Annotated in this window: 19 protein-coding genes; 11 read left to right on the forward strand and 8 right to left on the reverse strand. The window is 66.9% G+C overall.

Features of this window, described 5'->3' with window-relative positions; all coding sequences use genetic code 11:
* Positions 1-30 precede the first annotated feature (30 nt).
* The 5 genes from ACFTSF_RS11895 to mmsA form a co-directional block, all read right to left on the reverse strand.
* Complete coding sequence (locus ACFTSF_RS11895; RefSeq protein WP_380153822.1) at positions 31-1,338, reverse strand: sensor histidine kinase; 1,308 nt, start codon at positions 1,336-1,338, stop codon at positions 31-33.
* The gene (locus tag ACFTSF_RS11900) at positions 1,335-2,015 is read right to left on the reverse strand and encodes a response regulator transcription factor (protein WP_380153823.1); all 681 of its coding nucleotides are present in this window, start codon (positions 2,013-2,015) and stop codon (positions 1,335-1,337) included. Before ACFTSF_RS11900 ends, ACFTSF_RS11895 begins: the two co-directional genes overlap by 4 nt.
* Before the next feature lie 127 nt (positions 2,016-2,142).
* Positions 2,143-3,249 carry a sugar-binding protein gene (locus ACFTSF_RS11905; protein WP_344163463.1) on the reverse strand — a complete coding sequence of 369 codons (1,107 nt, stop codon included), beginning with the start codon at positions 3,247-3,249 and terminating at the stop codon, positions 2,143-2,145.
* Between the two features lie 56 nt (positions 3,250-3,305).
* The gene (mmsB, locus tag ACFTSF_RS11910; protein ID WP_380153824.1) at positions 3,306-4,607 is read right to left on the reverse strand and encodes a multiple monosaccharide ABC transporter permease; all 1,302 of its coding nucleotides are present in this window, start codon (positions 4,605-4,607) and stop codon (positions 3,306-3,308) included.
* On the reverse strand, positions 4,607-6,139 hold the full coding sequence (gene mmsA, locus ACFTSF_RS11915) for a multiple monosaccharide ABC transporter ATP-binding protein (protein ID WP_380153825.1): 1,533 nt from the start codon (positions 6,137-6,139) through the stop codon (positions 4,607-4,609). Before mmsA ends, mmsB begins: the two co-directional genes overlap by 1 nt.
* A 120-nt stretch (positions 6,140-6,259) precedes the next feature.
* Here mmsA and ACFTSF_RS11920 point away from each other — a divergent pair, with 120 nt between their 5' ends.
* From ACFTSF_RS11920 to ACFTSF_RS11930, 3 genes are all read left to right on the forward strand, one after another.
* A complete protein-coding gene (locus tag ACFTSF_RS11920; RefSeq protein ID WP_380153826.1) occupies positions 6,260-7,492 on the forward strand; it encodes an ROK family transcriptional regulator in 1,233 nt (410 codons plus the stop codon).
* An 87-nt stretch (positions 7,493-7,579) separates the two neighbouring features.
* Complete coding sequence (locus tag ACFTSF_RS11925) at positions 7,580-8,758, forward strand: flavohemoglobin expression-modulating QEGLA motif protein (RefSeq protein ID WP_380153827.1); 1,179 nt, start codon at positions 7,580-7,582, stop codon at positions 8,756-8,758.
* Positions 8,755-9,765: a glutathione synthase gene (locus tag ACFTSF_RS11930; protein ID WP_380153828.1), complete on the forward strand. Its 1,011-nt coding sequence runs from the start codon at positions 8,755-8,757 to the stop codon at positions 9,763-9,765. Before ACFTSF_RS11925 ends, ACFTSF_RS11930 begins: the two co-directional genes overlap by 4 nt.
* Positions 9,766-9,933: 168 nt before the next feature.
* On the opposite strand, the gene ACFTSF_RS11935 is transcribed toward ACFTSF_RS11930, so the two are convergent.
* Positions 9,934-10,878, reverse strand: coding sequence for a GlxA family transcriptional regulator (locus ACFTSF_RS11935; protein WP_380153829.1), 945 nt, complete (start codon positions 10,876-10,878; stop codon positions 9,934-9,936).
* 109 nt (positions 10,879-10,987) lie between these two features.
* On the opposite strand from ACFTSF_RS11935, the gene ACFTSF_RS11940 reads away from it, so the two are divergent.
* Positions 10,988-11,449, forward strand: a complete 462-nt coding sequence (locus ACFTSF_RS11940; RefSeq protein ID WP_380153830.1) for a hypothetical protein — start codon at positions 10,988-10,990, stop codon at positions 11,447-11,449.
* Here the strand turns inward: ACFTSF_RS11940 and ACFTSF_RS11945 are convergent.
* The gene (locus ACFTSF_RS11945) at positions 11,419-12,327 is read right to left on the reverse strand and encodes an AraC family transcriptional regulator (protein ID WP_380153831.1); all 909 of its coding nucleotides are present in this window, start codon (positions 12,325-12,327) and stop codon (positions 11,419-11,421) included. The genes ACFTSF_RS11940 and ACFTSF_RS11945 overlap by 31 nt on opposite strands.
* A gap of 96 nt (positions 12,328-12,423) precedes the next feature.
* On the opposite strand from ACFTSF_RS11945, the gene ACFTSF_RS11950 reads away from it, so the two are divergent.
* The 7 genes from ACFTSF_RS11950 (at position 12,424) to ACFTSF_RS11980 (ending at position 21,463) form a co-directional block, all read left to right on the forward strand.
* Positions 12,424-14,544 carry a family 78 glycoside hydrolase catalytic domain gene (locus tag ACFTSF_RS11950; protein WP_380153832.1) on the forward strand — a complete coding sequence of 707 codons (2,121 nt, stop codon included), beginning with the start codon at positions 12,424-12,426 and terminating at the stop codon, positions 14,542-14,544.
* Positions 14,541-15,815: an ABC transporter substrate-binding protein gene (locus tag ACFTSF_RS11955; RefSeq protein ID WP_380153833.1), complete on the forward strand. Its 1,275-nt coding sequence runs from the start codon at positions 14,541-14,543 to the stop codon at positions 15,813-15,815. The genes ACFTSF_RS11950 and ACFTSF_RS11955 overlap by 4 nt, the downstream gene beginning before the upstream one ends.
* Positions 15,815-16,675 (forward strand): carbohydrate ABC transporter permease, encoded by an 861-nt coding sequence (locus ACFTSF_RS11960; RefSeq protein WP_380153834.1) that lies wholly within the window; start codon positions 15,815-15,817, stop codon positions 16,673-16,675. The genes ACFTSF_RS11955 and ACFTSF_RS11960 overlap by 1 nt, the downstream gene beginning before the upstream one ends.
* Positions 16,672-17,487, forward strand: coding sequence for a carbohydrate ABC transporter permease (locus tag ACFTSF_RS11965; protein ID WP_380153835.1), 816 nt, complete (start codon positions 16,672-16,674; stop codon positions 17,485-17,487). Before ACFTSF_RS11960 ends, ACFTSF_RS11965 begins: the two co-directional genes overlap by 4 nt.
* A gap of 31 nt (positions 17,488-17,518) precedes the next feature.
* Complete coding sequence (locus ACFTSF_RS11970) at positions 17,519-19,501, forward strand: discoidin domain-containing protein (RefSeq protein WP_380153836.1); 1,983 nt, start codon at positions 17,519-17,521, stop codon at positions 19,499-19,501.
* A 52-nt stretch (positions 19,502-19,553) separates the two neighbouring features.
* Positions 19,554-20,531 carry an AraC family transcriptional regulator ligand-binding domain-containing protein gene (locus tag ACFTSF_RS11975; RefSeq protein WP_380153837.1) on the forward strand — a complete coding sequence of 326 codons (978 nt, stop codon included), beginning with the start codon at positions 19,554-19,556 and terminating at the stop codon, positions 20,529-20,531.
* A 92-nt stretch (positions 20,532-20,623) separates the two neighbouring features.
* Positions 20,624-21,463 (forward strand): oxidoreductase, encoded by an 840-nt coding sequence (locus ACFTSF_RS11980; RefSeq protein WP_380153838.1) that lies wholly within the window; start codon positions 20,624-20,626, stop codon positions 21,461-21,463.
* A 739-nt stretch (positions 21,464-22,202) separates the two neighbouring features.
* Here the strand turns inward: ACFTSF_RS11980 and ACFTSF_RS11985 are convergent.
* A complete protein-coding gene (locus ACFTSF_RS11985) occupies positions 22,203-22,895 on the reverse strand; it encodes a hypothetical protein (protein ID WP_380153839.1) in 693 nt (230 codons plus the stop codon).
* Positions 22,896-22,978: the final 83 nt, after the last annotated feature.

A 22,978-nucleotide genomic window follows, 5' to 3' on the forward strand; every position in this document is an offset into this window, starting at 1 on the left:
GGGAAAGGTGTGGATTGCGGCAGGATCGTGTCAGCGATTGGCGCGCAGGCTGATCCGTACTTCGAGTCCGCCGCCGTCCGCGGACCGCAGTTCCACGGACCCAGCGTCGTGTTCGACGAGCTGGCGGACGATCGCGAGGCCCAGGCCGGTCCCGGTGCCCGGCGGACCGGCTCGCCAGAACCGGTCGAAGGCTCGACCGCGTTGCTCGTCGGTCATCCCGGCGCCCTGGTCACGGATCACGAGGTCGACCGCCGGTCCGTGACTGCGAGCTCGCAGTACGACGGTGCTCCCGGCGGGCGCGGCGGTGAGCGCGTTGCTCAGGATGTTGTCGAGGACCTGCTCCATCGCACCGGGAGTCGCGGTGATCTTGCAGGGCCGTTCGAGGTCGACGTGCAGGGTGACCCCGGCGTCGTCCATCGCGGCGGACCAGGTCGACTTGCGCGCATCGACCACCTCCGCCAGGTCGATGCATTGCGCCGCGGTCGTCGCGGACTCGGCACGGGCCAGGGTGAGCAGCCCCTCGACCATCCGGCCCATCCGGTGGATCTCGGCGTCGACGGTGGCGATCCGTTCACTCAGCTGTGGATCGTCGCTGGTGTCGCGGATGTTGTCGAGGGTCAGCCGGATGGCCGCGAGCGGCGTCCGAAGCTGGTGGGAGGCATCCGCAACGAACGCCCGCTGCGAACCCAGCAGCGCCTCGGTCTGCCGGGCACTGTTGTTGAGCGTCCGCGCCAGGGTCGCGATCTCGGGCGCTCCTTTGGTCTCGGCGCGAGCCGAGTAGTCGCCGTCGCCGATCCGCCGCGCCACGGCATCCAGCCGCTTGAGCGGCCTGGCAATAGTGCTGGCGATCAGTACGGCGATCGCAGTCGCCGCGAGCAATACCCCAGCGCCGACGAGCAACCGGAACTGCCAGATCTGCGCGATCTGCGCGTTGACCTCGGCCGCCGGCGAGATGATCTGTACGGCGGCGACGGTGCGCCCGCCCGACTTGACCGGCAACACGACACTCACCGCGTCGGCACTCCAGACGGCGGCTGGATCTCCGCCGGACAGCGCCTGGTTGACCTGTGCGTCCTGCACTCCGGCCGTCCCGGCGGAGATCAGCCGGACCTGCGAACCGGTTGCGCTCTCGAAGTCCCGGGTCCGGTCCACGATCGACTGCCTGGCCGCCGGATCCGTCCGGACGACCAGTGGCGCGAACAACCGGGCCTCCCGCTCGGCCGTCTGCGCCAGCGTCGACCGCAGGATCGACGCCGAACTCGCCGCGACCGGAACGGTGAACAGGGCCAAGGCGATGGCCACCAGGACCACGTAGCTCGCGACCAGCCGGAGCTTCATCCGGCGTGCTGCTCGAGCCGGAAGCCGACACCACGAACCGTCTGTACGTCGACCGCCCCGGCGAGCTTCTTGCGCAGCGACCCGACGTGGACATCCAGAGTGCGCGTGGATCCGAACCAGTTGCTGTCCCAGACCTCCTCGATCAGCTGCTCTCTGGTGTGTACGGCACCCGGCCGCGAGGCAAGCAAGGCGAGCAGATCGAACTCCCGCGGTGTCAACGAGACCTCCGCCCCGGACACGAACACCCGCCGGGCCGCTCGATCGAGCGTCATGGCGCCGACTTGCTGAGCGTCTACCGGTGCCGCCGCGACGACTTGGTCCCGCACCGCCGTACGCCGGGTGACCGCGCGGATCCGCGCCACCAGCTCGCGCAACCCGAAGGGCTTCGACACGTAGTCGTCCGCCCCGATCTCCAGGCCCACGACCCGCTCGATCTCGTCCGAGCGGGCCGTGATAATGATCAACGGGACGTCGCTGACCGCCCGGATCTTGCGGCAGATGTCGATGCCGTCGGCATCGGGCAGCCCCAGATCGAGCAGCACCACTTCCGCCGCCGGGTGCGAGGCCAGTGCCTCAGCTCCCGTGGTCACATGCCGAACCTCGAAACCGTACCGAGGCAGCCCGTCGCACAAGGCACCGGCGATGGCGGGATCGTCTTCAACCAGGAGAACCAGCACGGCTCCACGGTTCCACACGCCACGTCATGGTCAGGTCAGGGAATCGCCAAGATTCGGCACAGATCCGTCCGGACGGCAAAAGGCGCCCGCCCTGGAAGTCCAGGACGGGCGCCTTGCCGAGCTGGTGCTACTTGGTGAGCGGCGACAGCTTCGGGTCGTTCGCGTAGGCCTCGGCCGCGTTCGCCTTGGTCACGATGACCGGCGGGAGCAGGAACGACGGGACGACCTTGACACCGTTGTTGTAGGTCTTGGTGTCGTTGACCTGCGGGGTACCGCCGGTCTGCAGCGTCTTGACCATGTTGATGGTCTCGGCGACGAGCTTGCGGGTGTCCTTGTTGATCGTCGAGTACTGCTGGCCGGCCATGATCGACTTGACCGACTCGACCTCGGAGTCCTGGCCGGTGACGACCGGGGTCGGCTTGCCGGCGCCCTTGACCGAGGTCAGGATGGCGCGGGCGAGGGTGTCGTTCGGCGACAGGACGCCGTCCAGGGTCTTGCTCCCGGTGTACGTCGAGGTCAGCAGCGAGTCCATCCGCTGCTGGGCGCCCTCGGCCTTCCAGCCCTGGATGGCGGTCTGCTTGATGTCCTTCTGGCCGGAGCCGACGACGACCTCGCCCTTGTCGATGAGCGGCTTGAGGACGTCCATCGCGCCGTTGAAGAAGACGGCGGAGTTGTTGTCGTCGGGCGAACCCGAGAACAGCTCGATCGTCCACGGGCCGGTGGCCTTCTTGGCCTTCATGCCGTCCAGCAGGGCCTGGCCCTGCAGCTGGCCGACCTTGAAGTTGTCGAAGGCGATGTAGTAGTCCAGGTCACCGGTGTTGGTGATCAGACGGTCGTACGCGATGACGACAGCGCCGGACTCCTTGGCCTGCTTCACCTGGGTCGACAGCTGCGCGGCGTCGGTCGCGCCGATCACGATGACCTTCGCGCCCTTGGTGACCATGGTCGAGATCTGGGCCTGCTGGTCGGCCACGGTGGTCGAGGCGCCGGCGTACTGGACGTCGGACTTGAAGCCCGCTTCCTTGAGGCCGTTGGTGAACAGGTCACCGGCCAGCACCCAGTTCTCCGACGTCTTCGACGGGAGTGCGACGCCCACCAGGGAATCCGCCGCGAAGCCCTTGGGCGCGTCGCCGGTCTTGCCTTCGCCCTCACGGGTGTTGCCGCAGGCTGCGGCACCGAGAGCAAGTACGGCGACGGCACCGACCGCGACCGCCTTGGTGATGAATTTGGACATCAATGACTACCTTTCTTGTGCGACCACGGACCAAGTCCAGCGGAAGTTCAGTTGCCTCAGCCGGCGGCCGGGGTCTTGTCGCTCTGCCGTGGCGCATCGGCGGGGACAGCCGGGGCGGCCGGCGGTCCCTCGCGACGGAACGGACGCGTGATCGAGTCGATCACCGAGAAGCGTCCTTGGCTCTTGTTGTAGACGTCGAGTGCGACGGCGAACAGCAGCACCAGGCCCTTGATCATCTGGACCAGGTCGACGCCGACGCCCATCAACTGCAGGCCGTTGTTGAGCAGGGCCATCACCAGGCCGCCGACGATCGAGCCGCTGACGGTACCCAGACCGCCCGAGACCGCAGCGCCGCCGATGAACACAGCGGCGATCGCGTCGAGCTCCCAGCTCAGACCGTCCTGCGGGCCGGATGCCGCCGACCGCGCGACGAAGATCATCCCGGCCAGGGCGGCGAGGATCCCCATGTTCGTCATGACGAAGAAGTTGACCCGCTGCAGCTTCACGCCGGACAGCTCGGCAGCGCGGGCGTTACCGCCGACCGCGTAGATGCGGCGGCCGGAGACGGTGTTGCGGGTGTAGAACGAGTAGATGAGCACCAGGCCGATCAGGATGATGCCCGACACCGGCAGGCTGGTACCGACGCGACCGCCGGCGAACCGCAGGGTGGCGAAGATGATGACGCCGACCATCACGGCGAGCCGAACACCGGAGATCCACAGCGGAGTGGGCTCGGCGCCCATCTCCTGCCGGGTCTTCCGGGCCTGCCACTCGCGCCACGCAACTGCCAGACAACCGATCAGGCCAAGCAGCAGCGTCAGGTTGTTGTAGCCGGCAATCGGCCCGCCCTCGGGCAGGTAGCCCGCACCGATCGTGCGGAAGCCCTCCGGTACCGGAACCGTGTCGGCGTTCCCGATGAACTGGTTCCCACCGCGGAACAGCAGCATGCCGGCGAGCGTCACGATGAACGCCGGTACGCCGATATAGGCGACCCAGAAGCCCTGCCAGGCACCGATGAGCGCGCCGACCACCAGGCCCAGCACGATCCCCAGCGGCCACGGTACGTCGAAGTTCTGGATCGCCTTGGCGACCACGATCCCGACGAACGCCGCGACCGATCCCACCGACAGGTCGATGTGTCCGGCAACGATCACCATCAGCATCCCGATCGCCAGGATCAGGATGTAGGAGTACTGGCTGACCACCGCGATCAGGTTGCCCGACGTCAGCGTGAGGCCGTCGGTCAGCACCTCGAACAGCAGGATGATCGCCACCAGGGTGAAGATCATGCCGAACTGGCGGCCGACAGAGGTGGTTCCTCCGAAGAGGTTCTTCTTGAGGTCTTGGAGTCCGCTCATCACACCGGCATCTTCTTCGTAGTGGTCATCTGCTTCATCAGGCGTTCGGGGTCGGCGTCCGCACGCAGCACCTCACCGGTGATCGTGCCTTCGAACACGGTGTAGATCCGGTCGCACAGGCCGATCAGCTCGGGCAGTTCCGAGGAGATCACCACGACGCCCTTACCCTGCTCGGCGAGCCGGTGGATGATCCCGTAGATCTCGTACTTGGCCCCGACGTCGATCCCGCGGGTCGGCTCGTCGAGGATCAGCAGGTCCGGATCGCTGAACATCCACTTGGCCAGCACCACCTTCTGCTGGTTGCCGCCGGAGAGCTTCGCGATGCCCTCGTCGACGGACGGCGTCTTGATCCGCAGGTCCTGCCGGTACTGCTCGGCGACCCGGTGCTCGGCCACCTCGTCGATGACGCCGTGGTGCGCGATCTTGGCCGGCTTGGCCGCCACGATCGAGGTCTTGATGTCGTCGAGCAGGTTCAGGCCGATCGCCTTGCGGTCCTCGCTCACGTAGGCCAGGCCGTGCTCGATGGCCTCCGAGACCGTTCGCAGCCGGATCTCCTGGCCGTCCTTGAAGACCTGGCCACTCAGCCAGGTGCCGTAGGACCGCCCGAACAGGCTCATCGCGAGCTCGGTCCGGCCGGCACCCATCAGGCCGGCGAATCCGACGACCTCACCCCGCCGTACGGAGAAGTTGGCGTGCTTGGTCACCAGCCGGTCGGTGATCGGGTGCCGCACGGTCCAGTCGCGGACCTCGAAGAAGACCTCGCCGATGTTCGGCGTGTAGTCCGGGAAGCGGCTGCTCATGTCGCGGCCGACCATGCCGCGTACGATCCGGTCCTCGTTCACCCCGTCGGCCTTGACGTCGAGGGTCTCGATCGTCTTGCCGTCGCGCAGGATCGTGATCGAGTCGGCGACCGCCTCGATCTCGTTCAGCTTGTGCGAAATGATGATCGAGGTGATGCCCTGCTTCTTGAACTCGCGCAGCAGGTCCAGCAGCTGCCGGGAGTCGGACTCGTTCAGCGCGGCGGTCGGCTCGTCCAGGATCAGCAGCTTGACGTCCTTCGCGAACGCCTTGGCGATCTCGATCAGCTGCTGCTTGCCGACGCCGATGTCCTTGATCAGCGTGTCCGGGTCCTCGTTCAGCCCGACCAGCTTCATCAGTTCCTGCGCGCGGCGCTGAGCGGCCTTCCAGTCGATCGCGACACCCTTGCGCGGCTCGTTGCCGAGGAAGATGTTCTCGGTGATCGACATCCCCGGAATCAGCGCCAGCTCCTGGTGGATGATCACGATCCCGGCGTGCTCGCTGGCCCGGATGTCGCCGAACCGGGCCTCGTCACCGCGGTAGAGGATCTCGCCGCTGTAGTCGCCGTACGGGTAGACGCCGCTGAGCACCTTCATCAGCGTCGACTTGCCGGCGCCGTTCTCGCCGCAGATGGCGTGAATCTCACCCTCGCGCACCACGAGGTTGACATCGGCCAGCGCCTTCACCCCGGGGAACGTCTTGGTGATCGACCGCATCTCTAGCAGAACTGGCATCACTGTGTCCGGAACTCCTGTGTGTCGCGAGCTGATCCTGGAGGACTGTAAATCCATTTGATTTACTTCGTCAACGCTCTGCGGGAGACTGGCGTCGATCAGTGATCTGGAGGGCAACGGGTGCGACAAGCAGGTACGAACCTCCCCAAAGTCGGGCGGTACAACCAGGCGGTGGTGCTGGAGCAGATCCAGCATGCCGACGGCATCAGCCGTCAGGAGATCGCCGATCACACCGGTCTCACGCCTCAGGCCGTCTCCGGGATCGTCCGCCGGCTGCTCGACGAGGGCATCGTGCGCGAGGACGGCGCCAGCCGGGTGAGCAGCGCCGGGAAGCCACGCACCATCCTGCGCATCAACGCCGACGCGGGGTGCGCGATCGGGCTGCACTTCGATCCCGCGGAACTCGCCTGTGTGGCCGTGGACCTGCGCGGCCAGCCCATCGTCACCAAGCGGCTCCCCACGCCTGCGGGCGCCGAACCCGTCGAGGTCGTCGCGTCGATGGCCAAGCTCGTCCAGGAGGTTCTCGCCGCGGTCTCCCCCGACCGCGTCCTCGGCCTCGGACTGGCCAGCCCCGGACCGATCGACCAGGAACACGGGACCGTGGTCACGCCACCCCAGTTGCCCCACTGGAATCGCGTCCCGATCAAGCAGATGCTGACCGACGCCACCGGTATGACGGTCACCCTGGACAACGACGCTTCCGCCGCCGCGATCGGCGAGCGCTGGGCCGGAGCCGGGCGCAGCGTCGGCAATCTCGCCTACTTCTTCTTCGGTACCGGGATCGGCGGCGGCCTGATCCTGAACCAGCAGGTGTACCGAGGTGGATCGTTCAACGCGGCCGAGTTCGGCCACACGTCCGTCGTACCGGACGGGCTGGAGTGCTACTGCGGCAACCGGGGCTGCCTCGAGACCGTGGCCCGCCCCGCCGCGATCGTCGCCGAGACCCACCGCAGGCTGGTCGCCGGCAGCCCGAGCTCGCTGTCCCAGCGGTTCCGCCTCGCCCCCGCCTCCGTCGACATCCTCACGATCCACGAGGCAGCGGCCGCCCACGATCCGCTGGCGGCCGGCGTCCTCGCCCAGGCGGCCGACCAGGTCGCCGCCACGGTCGTCAACGTCGTCAACATCACCGACGTGGACCTGGTCGTCCTCGGCGGCCACGGCATCCGCCATATCGGTGAACGCTATGCCGAGACCGCCCGCCGAGCCCTCGCCACGAGGGCGATGTCCAGGCACATCCGCGGGGTCGACGTCGTACTGTCCCCGCTCGGCGCCGACGCCGCCGCGGTCGGTGGCGCGGCGCTCGTCCTGCACCGCGCCTACTCCCCCCAGCTGTCGGAACTCCTCTCGGAGTGATCAGGCAGTCACACAGAATTAAACAAAGTGTTTTCTAGTTGTTGGGCTTTCTGCTTGCCTGTGATGCTTCGTGGGTACGGCAGGAAGATGAGCTCTTCGACTCAAACGCTCGGAGCCGCCGTCGACATCGACGGGCGGCTGACCGCCATCGAGCGCAGACTGGATCTGCTGCTCAACCTCACACCGGTCAACGCAGCCGAAGCGTGGACGGACTTCGAACGCGGTGACTTCGGCTCGGCGCCCACGCTGCGGCTCCGGCCGCTGGAGTTCGAGCCCGACCTGGTCCGCCGGGAGCTGTACGACCTCGAGATCGAGACCATCGACGATCCCGCGCTGCACACACTCTTCCGCGCGAAGCGGGACGAGATCGCCCGCGAGATCACGGTCCTAGAAGACCGCGACACCTCACGCTTCGTGTACGGATCACTTCAGCTGTACGGCGAGGTCTCCCCCGCGCTCGCGGCTGCGGCCGAGGAACTACTGAAGCTCATTCCGGTCCAAGCTCCGAGTAGCCGCAGTGTCACGGCGGCTACTTTCGCGCAGGCGGCCAAGGAGGAGTTCGACCGCTACCAGGCCATGTATCCGGACTTCCCGGCGTACGTCGAGGTTCGTGAGGACGTCTCCGAACTGATGGTCTCGTTCGGAAAGCTGCTCATCCCGGAAACCGCGGCGATCCGGGCGGACCGCGTCGAGCCCCTCCTGCACCACGAGGTCGGGACCCACGTCGTCACCTACCAGAACGGCGCCCGGCAACCGTTGACCCTGCTGAAGATCGGACTGCCCGGGTACGACGAGACTCAGGAGGGTCTCGCGGTCCTCGCGGAGTATCTGACCGGCGGTCTGGATCCGCGGCGGCTGCGGGTGCTCGCGGCCAGAGTTGTTGCCGTCGGCAAGATGCTGGACGGCGCCGAGTTCCCGGAGATCTTCAAGTCGCTCCGGGAAGACCACCGGATCCCGGCCAAGACGGCCTGGTCGATCGCGATCCGGGTCGTCGTCGGCGGCGGCTCGGTGAAGGACGCGATCTACCTGCGCGGGATCACCCGCATCCTCGAGACCATTGCGGAAGGCAACAGCCTCGACGTGCTCTTCGTCGGCAAGCTCGCCCTCGACCATGTCTCGCTGATCCAGGACTTGCTCGACCGCGGCGTCCTCGAAGCACCGTGGATCCGCCCACGCTGGCTGGATGTGCCCGGCGCTCAGGACCGCCTGAACCGACTCCGTGCGGGAGCCTCGGTCACCGACCTGTACGACGGAGCTGCCTCGTGAAGCTGGCCTTTTTCGTCAACGATGTCCCCGCCGAGGTGGACGAGTACGCGACCACGCGGCTCGCCAGGGCCGCCGTACAGGGTGGGCATCAGGTTTGGTACGTCGGAGTCGGCGACCTCGAGGCGGGTCCGGCCAACGGGGAGCTGACGGCTCGGGCACGTGCCGCAGAGTTCCGGTCGGGCGACACCCTCACGACCTTCTTGGAGCGCGTCCAGGAGCGCGAGCCCGAGCGGATCGCGACGGACGACCTCGACGCCGTGTTCCTGCGCAACGAATCGATCGACGACCTGCGGGACCGGTCGTGGGCCAGCCCGCTGGGCGTGGTCTTCGGCCAGCTGCTCGAAGCCCGCGGCGTGACGGTGGTGAACAACCCCTCCTGCCTCGCCCGCGCCACCAGCAAGCTCTACCTGGAGGAGTTCCCGGCCAAGATCCGGCCCCGGTCGCTCGTGACCCGTGACCCGGAGGCGATCGAACGGTTCGCCGCCGAGGTCGGCCACTGTGTCGTCAAACCGCTCTACGGATCCAAGGGCCGCAACGTGTTCATGATCGAGGACGAGGACGAGGCGAACCTCGCCCAGATGACGGAGGCAGTCCTGGAGGACGGCTACGCGATCGCTCAGGAGTTCGTCGACGGCGGCGTCGACGGCGACGCCCGGATCTTCCTGCTCGAGGGCAAGCTCCTCGAGTGCGACGGCAAGCCGGCCGCGTTCCGCCGGGTGCCGACGGGGAACGACCCCCGCGCCAACATCAGCACCGGCGGACACCCCGTCCCGCTCGAGATCGGCGACGCCGAACGCGGCATCATCGAGGCGATGAGCGAGAAACTCGTTGCCGACGGCATGTTCTTCGTGGGGATCGACGTGATCGGCAGCAAGGTGGTGGAGATCAACGCGGAAAGCCCCGGCGGCCTTCAGGCCATCGAAAGGCTCTACGACGTCGACGTCTGCCCGACCGTCATCGAGGCGCTCGAACGCCGTACCTCCGCGGGCGGCGTGCGGTCGACCTGATAGCCGTTCTTCCAGATGGTGTGGAGGGTGCGGAGGTTGGTGATGCGGCAGTGGCGGCCGTGAGGGCCTCTGCGGGCGTGAGGCCGGCCCGGACCAGGTGTTCGAGTTCGGTCAGCAGACTCGCTCCCATCGAACTTCCGGACCTACCTGCCCACCGAAAGTCGCGCGCTAGCTAGCCGGGCGGAAGGTTCGGCGGTAGGCGCCTGGGGGTACGCCGACTGTCTGGGCGAACAGGGTGCGGAAGTTGCTCGCGGTCGGGAAGCCGACCTTGTCGGCGATCCGGTCGACGGTGTAGTCGGTCGTTTCGAGGAGCTCTTGGGCATGCCTGATCCGGACGCCGGTCAGCCACTGGATCGGGCTCTGCCCGGTCTCCTCGGTGAACCGTCGCGCCACCGTCCGAACGCTCATCCCGGCGGCTGCGCCGATGTCCGTCAGCGTCAACCGCCGGTGCGCGTTCTCCTCGATCCACGCCAGGACGCGCTCGAGGTTCGCCGTGTGCTGGGTCGGCCGGTTGCGGAGGATGTACTGCGCTTGCCCGCCCGTGCGGTGGAGCGGGGCGACCGCTATTCGCGCCGCATCCGCCGCGACCGCGACGCCGTAGTCGTTCTCGACCACGTGCAGGCACATGTCGATGCCGGCGGATGCACCGGCCGAGGTCAGGATCGAGCCGTTGTCGGTGTAGAGGACGTCCGGGTCGACTCGAACCGACGGATACTCGCGCGCCAGCCGGTCAGTCGCGAGCCAATGGGTGGTCGCGAGCTTCCCGTCCAGCAGGCCGGCCTCGGCCAGGCTGAACGCACCCACGCAGATCGACATCAGCCGCGTGCCCCGATCCGCGGCGGCGCGCAGAGCGGTCAGCACCTCCGGCGACGTTGGGGCCGTCGGATCGTTGCGACCCGGTACGACGATCAGGTCGGCGCGCTCGAGGATGTCGAGGCCGGCCCCGGGCATGATCCGCAGCGGCCCGGCCCCGACCGACGTCTCGGATCCGGCCACCACGACGCGGTATCCCGCCCGCCCATCCGGCAGCCGCACCCGCCCGAACAGCTCCACGGGCGTGGCCAGATCGGCGGCGATCACATCCTCCAGCGCCAGCACGGCAACCAGTTGCATCTCCACAGATTAACCACTTCAGAGCACAGAGAGCGGGTTGGCCGGATCCAGGCACTTTGTGTCCAGATCGCCAATGGCACCGCGCCGACGACTAGCCAAGGATGTCCGCATGACGGCGTTCCTGCTCTCGGTCCACGTCCTTGCCGCGATCCTCACCATCGGCCCGGTGGCGGTCGCGGCCAGCATGTACCCAGCGGCGGTCCGCAGCGCCGCCCAGCACCCCGACGATCCGGGCAAGCCCGCGACGGTCGTCGTACTGCATCGCATCACCCGCGTGTACAGCGTGATCGCGATCTTCGTCCCGGTGTTCGGTATCGCCACCGGTGCTCAGCTCGGGGTTCTCACCGACACCTGGCTGATCGTTTCGATGGCCCTGACCGCCGTGGCCGCCGCCATCCTGATCGGGCTGATCTTGCCCGGCCAACGTCAGCTGCTCAGCGATGTCTGGGTCCACCGCGACGTCGCGGCAGCCGGCCGCCGGCTCGGCATGCAGACCGGGATCTTCAACCTGCTCTGGGCGATCGTCGTCGTACTGATGATCTATCGCCCGGGTTCGACCACCGGAGCCTGATCACGCTGGCGCCGATAGGTAGTGGGGTTGACTCCGTAGTAGGCCTTGAAGCGCCGGGTGAAATGACTCTGATCGGGCCAGCCGACAGCAGCGCCGACCGACGAGATCGGGTGGTCGGTGGTGCCCAGCAAGATCGCGGCCGTCTCGGCACGGTGGTGGGCCAGGTACGCGAGCGGCGGCAAGCCGGTGTTCGTCTTGAACAGCCGGATCAGGTAGTTCGGAGCCAGATGACACGCATCAGCCAGGTCCTGCAACGTCCACCCCCGCGTCACATCCGCCTCAAGCATCCGAATCGCCTGCAGTACGGCGGGATGCGTGAACCGCAGCGGCGATTCGGTCCCGTACTTCGCCTCACCGGCCGCGCGAGCCAGTAGTCCGAGCCCGAGCGACAACCGCCCGATCACATCGGCGCGGTACCGCTCGGTCCGCGGTGGCCGCAGATCGGACAGCGGTTCGAGATGAGCGACGTACTCGGCCAGCACTTCCGCTTCGAGATGCAACGCCAGCGTGCCCTGATGCCCAGGCGTATAAGGCCCCTCGAACAACAGGTAGGACAGCAAGGGATCCTCACGCATCCACGCGAGCTCCCGCCGCAACATCTCCGGCGCGAACCCGCAGTTGAAGACCTCCAACTCGTGGCAGTCCTCCAACGCATGCCACGCTCCAGGACGCAGCAGTACGACGTCCCCGACCGTCAGCAACTGGGTCCCGAGCGGCGACAGGTGAGTGCCGCTACCACCGATGACCGTGAAGATCTCAATGAAGCTGTGGGTATGCACCGGATGGCTGTCCAGGTGCAGGTGCCGCCCGGCTCCGGCCGTGATCTCGTCGGTGAAGAAGATCAGGCCGCTCTCGAGCGCGACCGGCAGTTCGGCCATGGCATCCACCTCCATCCGAGCCTGGGGTTAGTTTCGTCCAAGTAGCGGTTCATCCGGGCCTATCTGGGCGTGTCCGCGGCGGCGCACCATCGCTGGGTGACCTACTGGATCGGCAACCACGACTGGGAACAGCCCGGCAGTACGCCGGCCGCGCTCCCGATCTTCCGCACGACGTTCGCCGTCGACGCCCTGCCCAGCCAAGCCATCCTTCGCGTCACCGCCCGCGGCGTGTACGACGCGTTGGTCAACAATCACGCGGTCGGCGCGGCCGTCCTCGAGCCGCCGTACACCGACTTCTCCCGCCGGGTCGTCTACCGCGACTACGACGTCACCAACGCACTCTGGCCTGGCGAGAACACGATCACGGTCGAGGTCGGTCCCGGTATGGCCCACGTCCCACTAACCCCCGACCGCTACCAGAAACTCACCCGCTCCGACGGCCCACCCCGCCTGTACGCCGAACTCCGCCTCGACGGCGTTGTCCACGACCTCAGCTGGCAGACCGCTCTCGGCCGCACCACCTTCTCCAGCTGGTACGGCGGCGAAGACTACGACGCCACCCGCACTCCCACTGGCTGGCGAGACGCGATGACGACCGACGGCCCCGCGATCTCGATGACCTCCGCCCCGGCCATCGAGATCGTCGAAACGCTCACCACCCAAGCGATCACCCAGCCCGAGCCCGGCACCTACGTCTTCGATCTCGGCGTCAACTTCGCCGGCTGGCAACGCCTCACCGTCGAAGGCCCACCGGGAACCACGATCACCATGCGCCCCGGCGAGGTCCTCGACGAGTACGGCTACGTGCGACAGACCTCTGACGGCACCGGCGGCCCGATCTGGGACACGTACACCCTGGCCGGCTTCGGCCCGCAGACCTGGCACCCGAAGTTCCGCTACCACGGCCTCCGCTACGTCCAGGTCGACGGACTCCCCCACCCGCCGCGCCCCGACACGATCGAAGGTCTGGTCCTCCGCACCGCGAACCGTCAGGTCGGCCGCTTCGCCTGCTCGGACCCGCTGATCACCAAGCTGCACACGCTCATCGACCGGGCCATCCAGTCCAATATGTACTCCGTCCTCACCGACTGCCCGCACCGCGAGAAGCTCGGCTGGCTCGAGGAGATCCACCTGGTCTTCGGCCCAATAGCCTTCGGGTACGACGTCGCCGACTACTACCGCGAATTGCTCAAGGTCGTCGCGGAGGCCCAGACCGCCGACGGCCTGGTCCCGGACATCGCCCCGGAGTACACGGTCTTCGAGGGCGGTTTCCGCGACGACCCGAACTGGGGCAGCGCCCTCGTCCTCGCCCCTTGGCTGCTCTACCGCCAGTACGGCGACGTCGACACCCTCCGCGAGCATTTCCCCGCGATGATCCGGTACGTCGACTATCTGACCAGCAAGGCGAAGAACCACCTGCTCGACCACGGTCTCGGCGACTGGGGTGCCTTCGACGAATCGACCCCGGTCCAGCTCACCGCCACCTTCGGCTACCTCCGGGCGGTTCAGACACTGCACGAGATCGCGACCGTCCTGCACGAGGACACCACGCCGTACAAGGAGTTGAGCGCTCGCATCGCCGAAGCCTTCCAACGTGCTTTCCCCCGCTACACCACCCAGGCCTCGTGTGCACTGGCGCTCGAACTGGGCGTCGTACCGGCCTCGTCCCGTCGCGCGGTGCTGCAGCAGCTCGTCGACGACATCATTGCGCAGGGCAACCACCTCACCGTCGGCGAGATCGGCCTCGGCCCGGTCCTGCGCGTTCTCGCCGAAGGCGGTCGCCACGACGTCATCTGGGACGTGGTCACCACCCCCGGCTACCCCGGTTACGCCCACCTGACAACCCTCGGTACGACGTCTCTCCCGGAGTACTGGAACGGCTACGGCTCGCACAACCACTTCATGCTCGGCGTCGTCGACGACTGGTTCACGCAGCACCTGGCCGGTCTGCAATACAGCGCGACGGACCTCGTCATCCGCCCGGTCGTGGTCGGCGATCTCACCTGGGTCGAGGCGGAACACCGGGGCGTCCGAACCGCCTGGCATCTCACCGGCGAACGCTTCCAACTCGAGGTGACCACCGACCGTCCAGCCGTCATCCACCTGCCGCACACCGGCCGCATCACCGCCCCACAGAGCGCCGAGCCGATCGGACCGGCGACTTACCGCGTCGGCCCCGGCGACTGGCTCTTCGTTCGCGAAGGAGAATCTCGATGAAACGCACGATCCTCGGCCTCCTGACCGCCGCCCTCGTCCTGGCCGGCTGCGCCAACCCGATGACCAAGACCGGCGGCCAGACCTTCCCGCAGGCGGCCACCGACCTGACCGGCGTCACCCTGACGGTCTGGCAGTCGAACACCCTGCAGGCCGGCTACAAGACCCTGTTCGCGGACTTCGAGAAGGCGACCGGAGCGAAGATCCGGCCGGAGATCTTCCCCGACCCGTACGAGTCGAACCTGCTGACCAAGTGGGCGACCGGGACCCGGCCCGATCTGATGATCTTCCAGTCGACGGCCAGCTTCATGCGTCGCCTCGATCCGGCCAAGAACCTGTACGACTTGACCGGCCAGGACTTCGTCGCCAAGCAGCGGTTCGGCCTCGCCAAGACTGCCGCCGTACTGGATGGCAAGAACTACGGCCTCAGTCTGGAACCGCCGAGCGTCTTCGGCCTCTGGTACAACAAGCAACTCGTCCCGAAGCCGCCCACCAACCTCGCCGAACTCGTCGACGCCTGCAAGACGATCAAGCAGCAGCATCCTGGTGTAACCCCGCTGTACGACGCGGGCGGCGACCAGTGGACGACGCAGATCTTGCCGTTCATGCTCTGGACCGACGCGATGAAGGCCGGCCTCCAGGACAAGCTCAACGACAACCAAGCCCAGTGGACCAATCCGGCGATCGTCGACGCACTCAAGGCCTACAAATCACTGGAGCCATGTTTCAACAGCAACCTGAAGACCGGAACGTACGCCGAGCAGCAGGAGAAGTTCGCCGCCGGTCAGGTCGCGATGATCCCGCAGGGCACCTGGATCAGCTCGGACTTCGTGAAGTCGATCGGCGTGACCGCGATGAACGAGAAGCTGGGCTGGCAGGCGCTGTCCACGACCAGCCCGACAGCGGCGTACTCCACCACCTTCTCGATCCAGATGCCGCGAACCGGCAACGAAAAGCAGGAGCAGGCGGCCGCAGCCTTCCTCAAGTTCGCTGCGGGTGCGGGATATCAACACTTCGTCGACGTGCAGAAACAAGCGCCGGCGCTGACCGGCTTCACCACGCCAACCGAGGTCCCGGCCGCGACCCAGGCGGCGTACGCGGCACTCGAGAGTGACGGCACCAGCTACCCGCAGTTGTTCGCGGCCGACTTCGGCCCCTTCCCGACCTTCATGAGCAAGCTGATCAACGGCTCGTCGACTCCCGAGCAGGTGGCCGCGGATCTGCAGGCGGCGTGGGCGAAGAGCGCCAAGACGGCAGGACTGACCGGGTTCTGATGACCACCTCGCTCAGAGCCCGAGCCGGTACGGCGGGATTCCTGCTGCCCGCTCTCCTCGTGGTGGCCGTCTTCTACCTGGTCCCGAACCTGCTGAATTTCGCGCTCGCGTTCACCGACTGGTCGGCGTACAAGGACACGATCGCCTTCACCGGGCTGGCGAACTTTCGCGAGCTGCTCCAGGAAGGTGCCCTGAGCACCGATCTGCGCGTGACCGTGGTCTACGCGGTGGTCGTGATGATCGCGCAGAACCTGGCCGGTCTGCTGCTCGCGTTCGCCCTCGAGAAGCCCAGCCGCGTGCACGTCTTCTTCCGCGCGGCGTTCTTCCTGCCAGTGCTGATCTCGCCACTGGCCGCCGGCTATGTCTTCAAGGCGTTGCTCGCCGATGACGGACCGCTGAACCGCGCAGCCGGGATCGAGGTCTCGTGGCTCGGCAGCACCACGTGGACGATCGTTGTTGTCGCTCTGGTGAACGCCTGGAAGTTCATGGGCGTCAACATGCTCGTCTACATCGCCGGGCTGAACGCGATCCCCGGTGAACTGCTCGAGAGCGCGCGCACCGATGGAGCAAGCCGTTGGCGGATCATCCGGTCCGTTCAGTTGCCGCTACTCGCGCCGGCGATCACGTTCAACTTCGTCACCACGCTGATCGGGGCGTTCAACACCTTCGACATCGTCTTCGCGATGACGAACGGCGGTCCGGGCGACTCGACGCAGGTGCTCAACATGTTCATCCAGCAGCAATATGCGCAGGGGTACTACGGCTACTCGATCTCGATGGGCTTACTCCTCCTGCTGCTGGTCTGCGCGGTCGCGTTCCCGCTGCTGATCACGCTCCGCCGCCGGGAGGTCGACGCATGAGGACGATCAAGTACGTCGTACTGTCCGTCGCCGCCGGCCTGGTGATCGGCGTACCCCTGTGGATGGTGCTGGTGAACGCGGCCAAACCGTTCGCCGAAGCGCGGACTCCGGGATTCGGCCTGCCGCATGACTGGGCGATCATCGACAACTTCCGGACCGTGCTGACCGAGGGCCGCGCCGGCGTCGGTCTGCTGAACAGCCTGCTGATCACAGCCGGTTCAGTCGCCTTCATCCTGATCGCCGGGGCGATGGCGGCCTGGGTGTTCGCGCGCAGTGAGTCCCGTCCGGTCCGGCTGCTGTTCTACGCGAGCATCGTCGGCATCCTCGTACCAGCGCCGGTCATCACCTCGGTCTACCTCGACGCCCAAATCGGCCTGCAAGGAACGCGGTTGTCGCTCATCGGCCTGTACGCCGGGGTCTACCTCTCGCTGGCAATCTTCCTGATCACCGGTTTCGTCCGCTCGGTACCGCGGGAACTCGAAGAGGCCGCACAGCTCGAAGGCGCGGGCCGGTTGCGGATCTTCGCCACCATCGTGTTCCCGTTGCTCGGGCCGGTGCTGTTCGCGGCCGGGATCGTGCTCTGGGTCTTCATCTGGAACGACTTCTTCTACGCGTTCTTCCTGCTCAGCGGTGAGAGCCGGCAGACGCTGCCGCTCGGCCTGTTCGCCGTTGTCAGCTCGAACTCGCACTCGACCAACTGGAACTACGTCTTCGCCGACGTGATCGTGGTCAGCCTTCCCCTCGTCCTGGTCTTCGTCCTCGGTCAGCGTCGCATTCTGGCCGGAGTGATGGCCGGTGGGATCAAAGGCTGATCAGCCGCCCAACCCTCAAGGAGAAATACCCATGCGTCGCTGGACTGCACTACTCCTGCCACTCGTCCTTGCACTGATACCTACAACGGTCAGCGCAGCACCTGCTGCGACTATCGAAGTGTCGGCCGTCTACGGCACCGATAACGGAACGTTGAACAAGGAGCTCGTGCTCCGCGCCTCGCAGGGCGGCTACCTCACCCTGCAGAACCTGCACGTCCTCGCGGACCACGCCGACGAACTCGCCGATCTCGGCCTGCGCGAGATCCGCGTCGACCACGTCTTCGACGACAGCTTCTACGGCGTCGTGAAGGGTGTCGACAAGTTCGACTTCAGCAAGCTCGACGCCGTACTGAAGCCGCTGGTCGACCACGGCATCCGCCCCTGGATCAGCCTCAGCTACATGCCGGGCGCGTTCGCCACGAACGGTCTGTTCAGCCCGCCGAAGGATTACGCCGCCTGGGGCCGCGCGGTCGACGCGATGGTCTCCCACTACGCGGCGATGCCGGGCTCCAACTACCGCGGCTGGAACTGGGAGGTCTGGAACGAGCCCGACAACAAGGGCGGCTTCTGGACCGGCACGACAGCGCAGTACAACCAGCTGTACGCCGCCAGTGCGCAAGCCGTGCGGCATGGCGACCCGACCGCGAAGGTCGGTGGACCCGGTGTCGCGACGCCCACGGTCGGACTGCTCGGCGGCTGGCTGGACTTCATCGCGGCCAACCCCGGTATCCCCTGCGACTTCGTGTCCTGGCACTCGTACGGGCCCAACGACTTCAACAGCACCCAGGACATCCGCGGCGAAATCTCCCGCCGCGGCATCCCGGCCAAGCAGCTCTACATCACCGAGTGGAACTCCACGTTCGCGATGAACAACGGTCCGGGCACCTGGCCGGACACCCACCAGACCGCGTCGTACGCGCTGCAACGGATGTACGACGCGCTCGGCGAGACCGGGCTCAACGGCGTGCACTTCTTCAGCGGACTCGAGGGCTGGCGCCCGAGCGCGGACTTCAACGGTGACCTCGGTCTGCTGACCGTGGACGGCCGGCGCAAGGCGGTCGGCAACGCGTTCGCGATGTTCGATGCCCTCGGCAACACCAAGCTCAGTACGACGATCAGCGGGAACAGCGGAACTGCGACGTACGGGCTGGTCACCGCAGACACCGCGGCGAAGAAGACCACCGTGCTGCTCTGGAACAACACGCTGAACGCCACCACCTTCCACCCGTCGGTGAGCGGCCTGCCGTACACCTCGACCAACTTCGCGGTCACCCAGTACGCGGTGAACGCGCAGAACTCCTACTCCGACAACGCGGCCGGTCAGAAGAACCTGCGGCCCAGTGCACACGAGCCGCTCCGGCCGTCGAACCGCACGGTCGTCGCCTCGGCGTCGAATTGGTCCAGCACGGTGACGCTTGCACCGAACGCGGTCGCGCTGATCGAGCTCACGCCGTCCTCCGAGACCCCTGGCTCGAAGCCGGTACCGGGTGTGCAGTCCACGATCGACTTCGCGCGGGGCGCGACGGTTGCCCCGAGTTCGTCGTACACGAATGCAGGTCAGGGTTGGGGGCCGAGCGCTCTCGTCGACGGCCGCCGCTACAGCTACACGGGCGCGAACGAGGGCAACCCGACCATGGGCTGGACCTCGGCCGAGCACCCGACCGCGGCCGCCTCCGAGTCGGTCCGCGTGGATCTGGGGGCGACCCGGACCTTCGATGCCGTCACGCTGTGGCCCCGCAGCGACCAGTTCGGTGACGGCCGCGGCTTCCCGGCCGACTTCACCATCGAAGGCTCGAACGACGGCGCCAACTGGTCGCAGGCCTTGGTCACCAAGACCGGGTACGGCGCTGGTGCCCCGGTGCTCGGCCCGCAGACGTTCGCAGCCGCAGGCTCGTTCCGCTATCTGCGAGTCTCGGCGACGAAGCTCGGGCTCCCGATCCCCGAGGCCGCCGGCAACGCGTATCGCTTCCAGCTCGCCGAGCTCGAAGTGACCGCACCGATCACTCTGAGCTAGTCGCCCCGCGACGAGGCGCTGCGGCCTGCAGCGCCTCGTCTACGATCACCTCATGGCGGGTCAACGGTTCGACCTGGAGCCGAGTCTCCAGGCGCTGCTTCGCGACCTTGGCCTACCTCCTGCGCGGGTGCTTCGGCGAGCCCAGCTGCCGGCCGACCTGTTTGCCCATCGGCCCATCGAGCTCTCCCCCGCGGAGTACTACCGATTCTGGGAAGCACTCGCGGCTGAGGGTGGGGACCGTGACCTCGCCGTCGACATCGGCGAGGCGATCTCGGTCGAGATGTTCTCCGCACCGATCTTCGCCGCGCTCTGCAGCCCGAACCTCGCCACCGCCGCCCAACGGCTCGCGGCGTACAAACCGCTGATCGGCCCGCTGCGACTCGACGTCGACACCTCCGACGCGTTGACGATCACTTGTGCCTGGCCGTCCGACCCGCCGGCGTTGCTCGGCACCATCGAGCTGATCTTCTGGACCGCGCTGGCCCGCATCGCCACTCGCGAGCAGGTCCGGCCGGCTCGTGTCACGATGCCCAACCCCGCGGCCAACCGCGCGGTGATCGAGGACTATCTCGGAACGCGGCTGCGCAAAGGCACCACGTACTCCATCGCCTTCACAGCCGCCGACGCCACGCGGCCATTCCTGACCGAGAACGACCAGATGTGGCGAGTCTTCGCCCCCGACCTCCGTCGTCGGCTGGCCGATCTCCAGGCGTCGGCCACTGTCGCCGACCGCGTCCGCGCCGCCCTCACCGAGACGCTGCCCGCCGGCGATGCTTCGATCGGTGCGGTGACGCAGCAGCTCGCCACCAGCGCGCGAACCCTGCAACGCCAGCTCAGCCAGGAAGGTACGTCGTTCCAGGCCATCCTGGCCGGGACCCGGGAGAACCTCGCGCGGCACTACCTGATCAACGGCGAGCTGCGCACCTCGGAGATCGCCTTCCTGCTCGGCTACGACGACACCAACTCGTTCTACCGAGCGTTCCGGACCTGGACCGGCACGACGCCGGACGCCATCCGGCAGTTGGCGTGACCTGCAAGTAGATCGGCGTCCTGTGCTAGTGGAAGGACCGCCTGTCACTCCTAACTTGGTGACCAAGAAGAAGCCAAGAACAGGAGAAAGTCATGCCCACCCTCGTCGCCCTCGTCACCGGCGCTTCCTCCGGTATCGGTGAAGCCACCGCCCTCGAACTCGCCAAGGCCGGCTACACCGTGTACGCCGCCGCGCGCCGCGTCGAGCGGATGACCCACCTCACCGCATCCGGCATCCAGCCCATCGCCATGGACGTCACCGACGACACCTCCCTGCAGGAAGGCGTCGACAAGATCATCGCCGACGCGGGACGTCTCGACGTACTGGTCAACAACGCGGGCTACGGATCGTACGGCGCTCTCGAGGACGTGCCGATGGACGAAGCGCGGTACCAGTTCGACGTCAACGTCTTCGGCGCCGCGCGGCTCACCCAGCTCGTGCTCCCGCACATGCGCGCCCAGCGCAGCGGGAAGATCGTCAACATCACCTCAATGGGCGGAAAGATCCACACCCCGCTCGGCGCCTGGTACCACGCCACCAAGTTCGCCTTGGAAGCGATCAGCGACTGCCTCCGCCTCGAACTCACCCCGTTCGGCATCGACGTCATCGTCATCGAACCCGGCGGCATCAAGACCGAGTGGGCCGACATCGCCGCCGGCAAACTCCGCGCAGTCTCCTCCACCGGCCCCTACGCCCCACAGGGCAACGCCGTAGCCAACTCGCTGTCAGCCGAGTCCAACCAACGCCGCGCCTCGCCGCCGGAGCTGATCGCCCGCACAATCCGCAAAGCCGTCACGGCCCGCAAACCGAACACCCGCTACGCCGTCGGCTTCGGCGCCAAGCCCATGATCTTCCTCAAGGACATCCTCCCCGACCGCACCTTCGACGCCCTCATGCGCCGCGCCACCGGAGTCCCCTCACCCCGCCCCTGAACCAGCCGCTACACGATCCGGTACGACGTTGGGCACGGGTCAACCATCTGCGCGGTCGGAAGGTGGTCGATGGGTGCTCAAGGTGAACTGGTCGTGGCGACCTTGAGCACGGTTCAACCGTTTCGGTGGCGGGCAGATGGTTGATGGGTGCTCAAGGTGATCGCCGGCCCGCGATCTCGGGCCCCGGGGGATATCTGGCGCGTTGATCGGAACATTTTCGGCGCCACGACCCGAAAATCCTCCGACTAACGCAAGACTCGAGCATCCCGCACCTCAGCCACAGCCCGTCAGCCCCAAACGACGCGCAGCCGCGGTCACCGGCCCTCGCCAACCAGCCCAGCCACCCACGTGGCCAGCCCTCTTGCTTTGTCGGCCGCCTTTGGCGGTCGAGTCGGGGCACAGGCCCGAAAGAACTCGGCCGGAGACGACCGCTCTGGCTCATCGCCGCCTCCGGCCGACCAAAAAGAAAGCGTGGCTGATCGCCGCGGTGGCTGAGGTGGATGGCGAGGCCGGTGACCGCGGCTCCACGCCGCCTGGGGTTGCCGGGCTGTGGTTGCCGTACGGGACAGAGGCCTGCTGATAGCTGACCCACCCCGCGCCTCACAAAGCCGCACCGGCTCGTCATGTGTGCAGTGCGGTGGTGCGTTGGGCGGTGATTTTTCGCGTATGGCGCCCCAAGGTTACCGAGCGACGCAACCTTCGCAGAGGGGGCGGGCTGGGTGCGCGCCCCCTCGGCTCGTCAGGAGAAGTTGACCGAGTAGCTGTTGACGTTGAAGTTCAGGCCGCCGCTGGACGACGTGATCTCGTAGCCGAACTGGACGTCGGTGACATTGACGTCACCCATCCAGCCGGCGCTGCGCAACCAGTTCAGGACGGCCTTGATGTCGACCGAACCCGAGTTGGTGTTGCCGGTGCGGACGAATGAGAAGACGGCGTTGGAGCCGTTCGAACCGCGGTGGACGTCCCAGGTGTGACCGCCGACCGAGGTGGTGGTCTGGCGGCTGCCGATCGGGCCGACAGCGCCCTGCTTGTTCATCCAGATCATGATTTCGTAGTTGTGGCCGTCGGCCCAGATGTCGTAGCAGGTGCAGTACGCACCGCTGCCGGGCCTGGACACGTTGAAGTTGCTGGTGAGACTGCCGAGCGAACTGATCCGGCGGTTGATGTCCCGGGCGGAGTGCGGGTAGGACTTCACACCGCCGGTGTTCGGGTGGTTGGCCCAGACACCGAAGTTGCTGTAGGAGTTCGCCCAGATGGTCTGGGGCCCGGCACCGCTGCCCCAGACATTGTTGCGGACCGTGTAGCCGCCGTTCGACCACGTGCCCCACTTGTCGCTCGACGACCAGGTGGCGGCCTGCGCCGGCAGCGCCGAGGCGACTAGAGCGGCCAGCAGCGTCACCAGCGCTGCCAGCGGTTTCCATGACTTGCTCATGATGGTTTCCCTTCTCGGAGTGGGCGTCGATGACGTTATCGAAGCGCTTCGATAACCGCCCAGAAAAAAGGCGGGGAGAACCC

The organism is Kribbella sp. NPDC056951 (genome assembly GCF_042674205.1).
In the GTDB taxonomy this organism is placed as follows: Bacteria; Actinomycetota; Actinomycetes; order Propionibacteriales; family Kribbellaceae; genus Kribbella; species Kribbella yunnanensis.

Bases quoted from the DNA above. Each gene is read 5' to 3' on its own strand.
- ACFTSF_RS11895 (WP_380153822.1), bottom strand. From the start codon at position 1,338: ATGAAGCTCCGGCTGGTCGCGAGCTACGTGGTCCTGGTGGCCATCGCC.
- ACFTSF_RS11980 (WP_380153838.1), top strand. From the start codon at position 20,624: ATGCCCACCCTCGTCGCCCTCGTCACCGGCGCTTCCTCCGGTATCGGT.
- ACFTSF_RS11985 (WP_380153839.1), bottom strand. From the start codon at position 22,895: ATGAGCAAGTCATGGAAACCGCTGGCAGCGCTGGTGACGCTGCTGGCC.
- ACFTSF_RS11935 (WP_380153829.1), bottom strand. From the start codon at position 10,878: ATGCAACTGGTTGCCGTGCTGGCGCTGGAGGATGTGATCGCCGCCGAT.
- ACFTSF_RS11975 (WP_380153837.1), top strand. From the start codon at position 19,554: ATGGCGGGTCAACGGTTCGACCTGGAGCCGAGTCTCCAGGCGCTGCTT.
- ACFTSF_RS11960 (WP_380153834.1), top strand. From the start codon at position 15,815: ATGACCACCTCGCTCAGAGCCCGAGCCGGTACGGCGGGATTCCTGCTG.
- ACFTSF_RS11925 (WP_380153827.1), top strand. From the start codon at position 7,580: ATGAGCTCTTCGACTCAAACGCTCGGAGCCGCCGTCGACATCGACGGG.
- ACFTSF_RS11945 (WP_380153831.1), bottom strand. From the start codon at position 12,327: ATGGCCGAACTGCCGGTCGCGCTCGAGAGCGGCCTGATCTTCTTCACC.
- ACFTSF_RS11940 (WP_380153830.1), top strand. From the start codon at position 10,988: ATGACGGCGTTCCTGCTCTCGGTCCACGTCCTTGCCGCGATCCTCACC.
- mmsB (WP_380153824.1), bottom strand. From the start codon at position 4,607: ATGAGCGGACTCCAAGACCTCAAGAAGAACCTCTTCGGAGGAACCACC.
- ACFTSF_RS11955 (WP_380153833.1), top strand. From the start codon at position 14,541: ATGAAACGCACGATCCTCGGCCTCCTGACCGCCGCCCTCGTCCTGGCC.
- ACFTSF_RS11965 (WP_380153835.1), top strand. From the start codon at position 16,672: ATGAGGACGATCAAGTACGTCGTACTGTCCGTCGCCGCCGGCCTGGTG.
- ACFTSF_RS11905 (WP_344163463.1), bottom strand. From the start codon at position 3,249: ATGTCCAAATTCATCACCAAGGCGGTCGCGGTCGGTGCCGTCGCCGTA.
- ACFTSF_RS11970 (WP_380153836.1), top strand. From the start codon at position 17,519: ATGCGTCGCTGGACTGCACTACTCCTGCCACTCGTCCTTGCACTGATA.
- mmsA (WP_380153825.1), bottom strand. From the start codon at position 6,139: ATGCCAGTTCTGCTAGAGATGCGGTCGATCACCAAGACGTTCCCCGGG.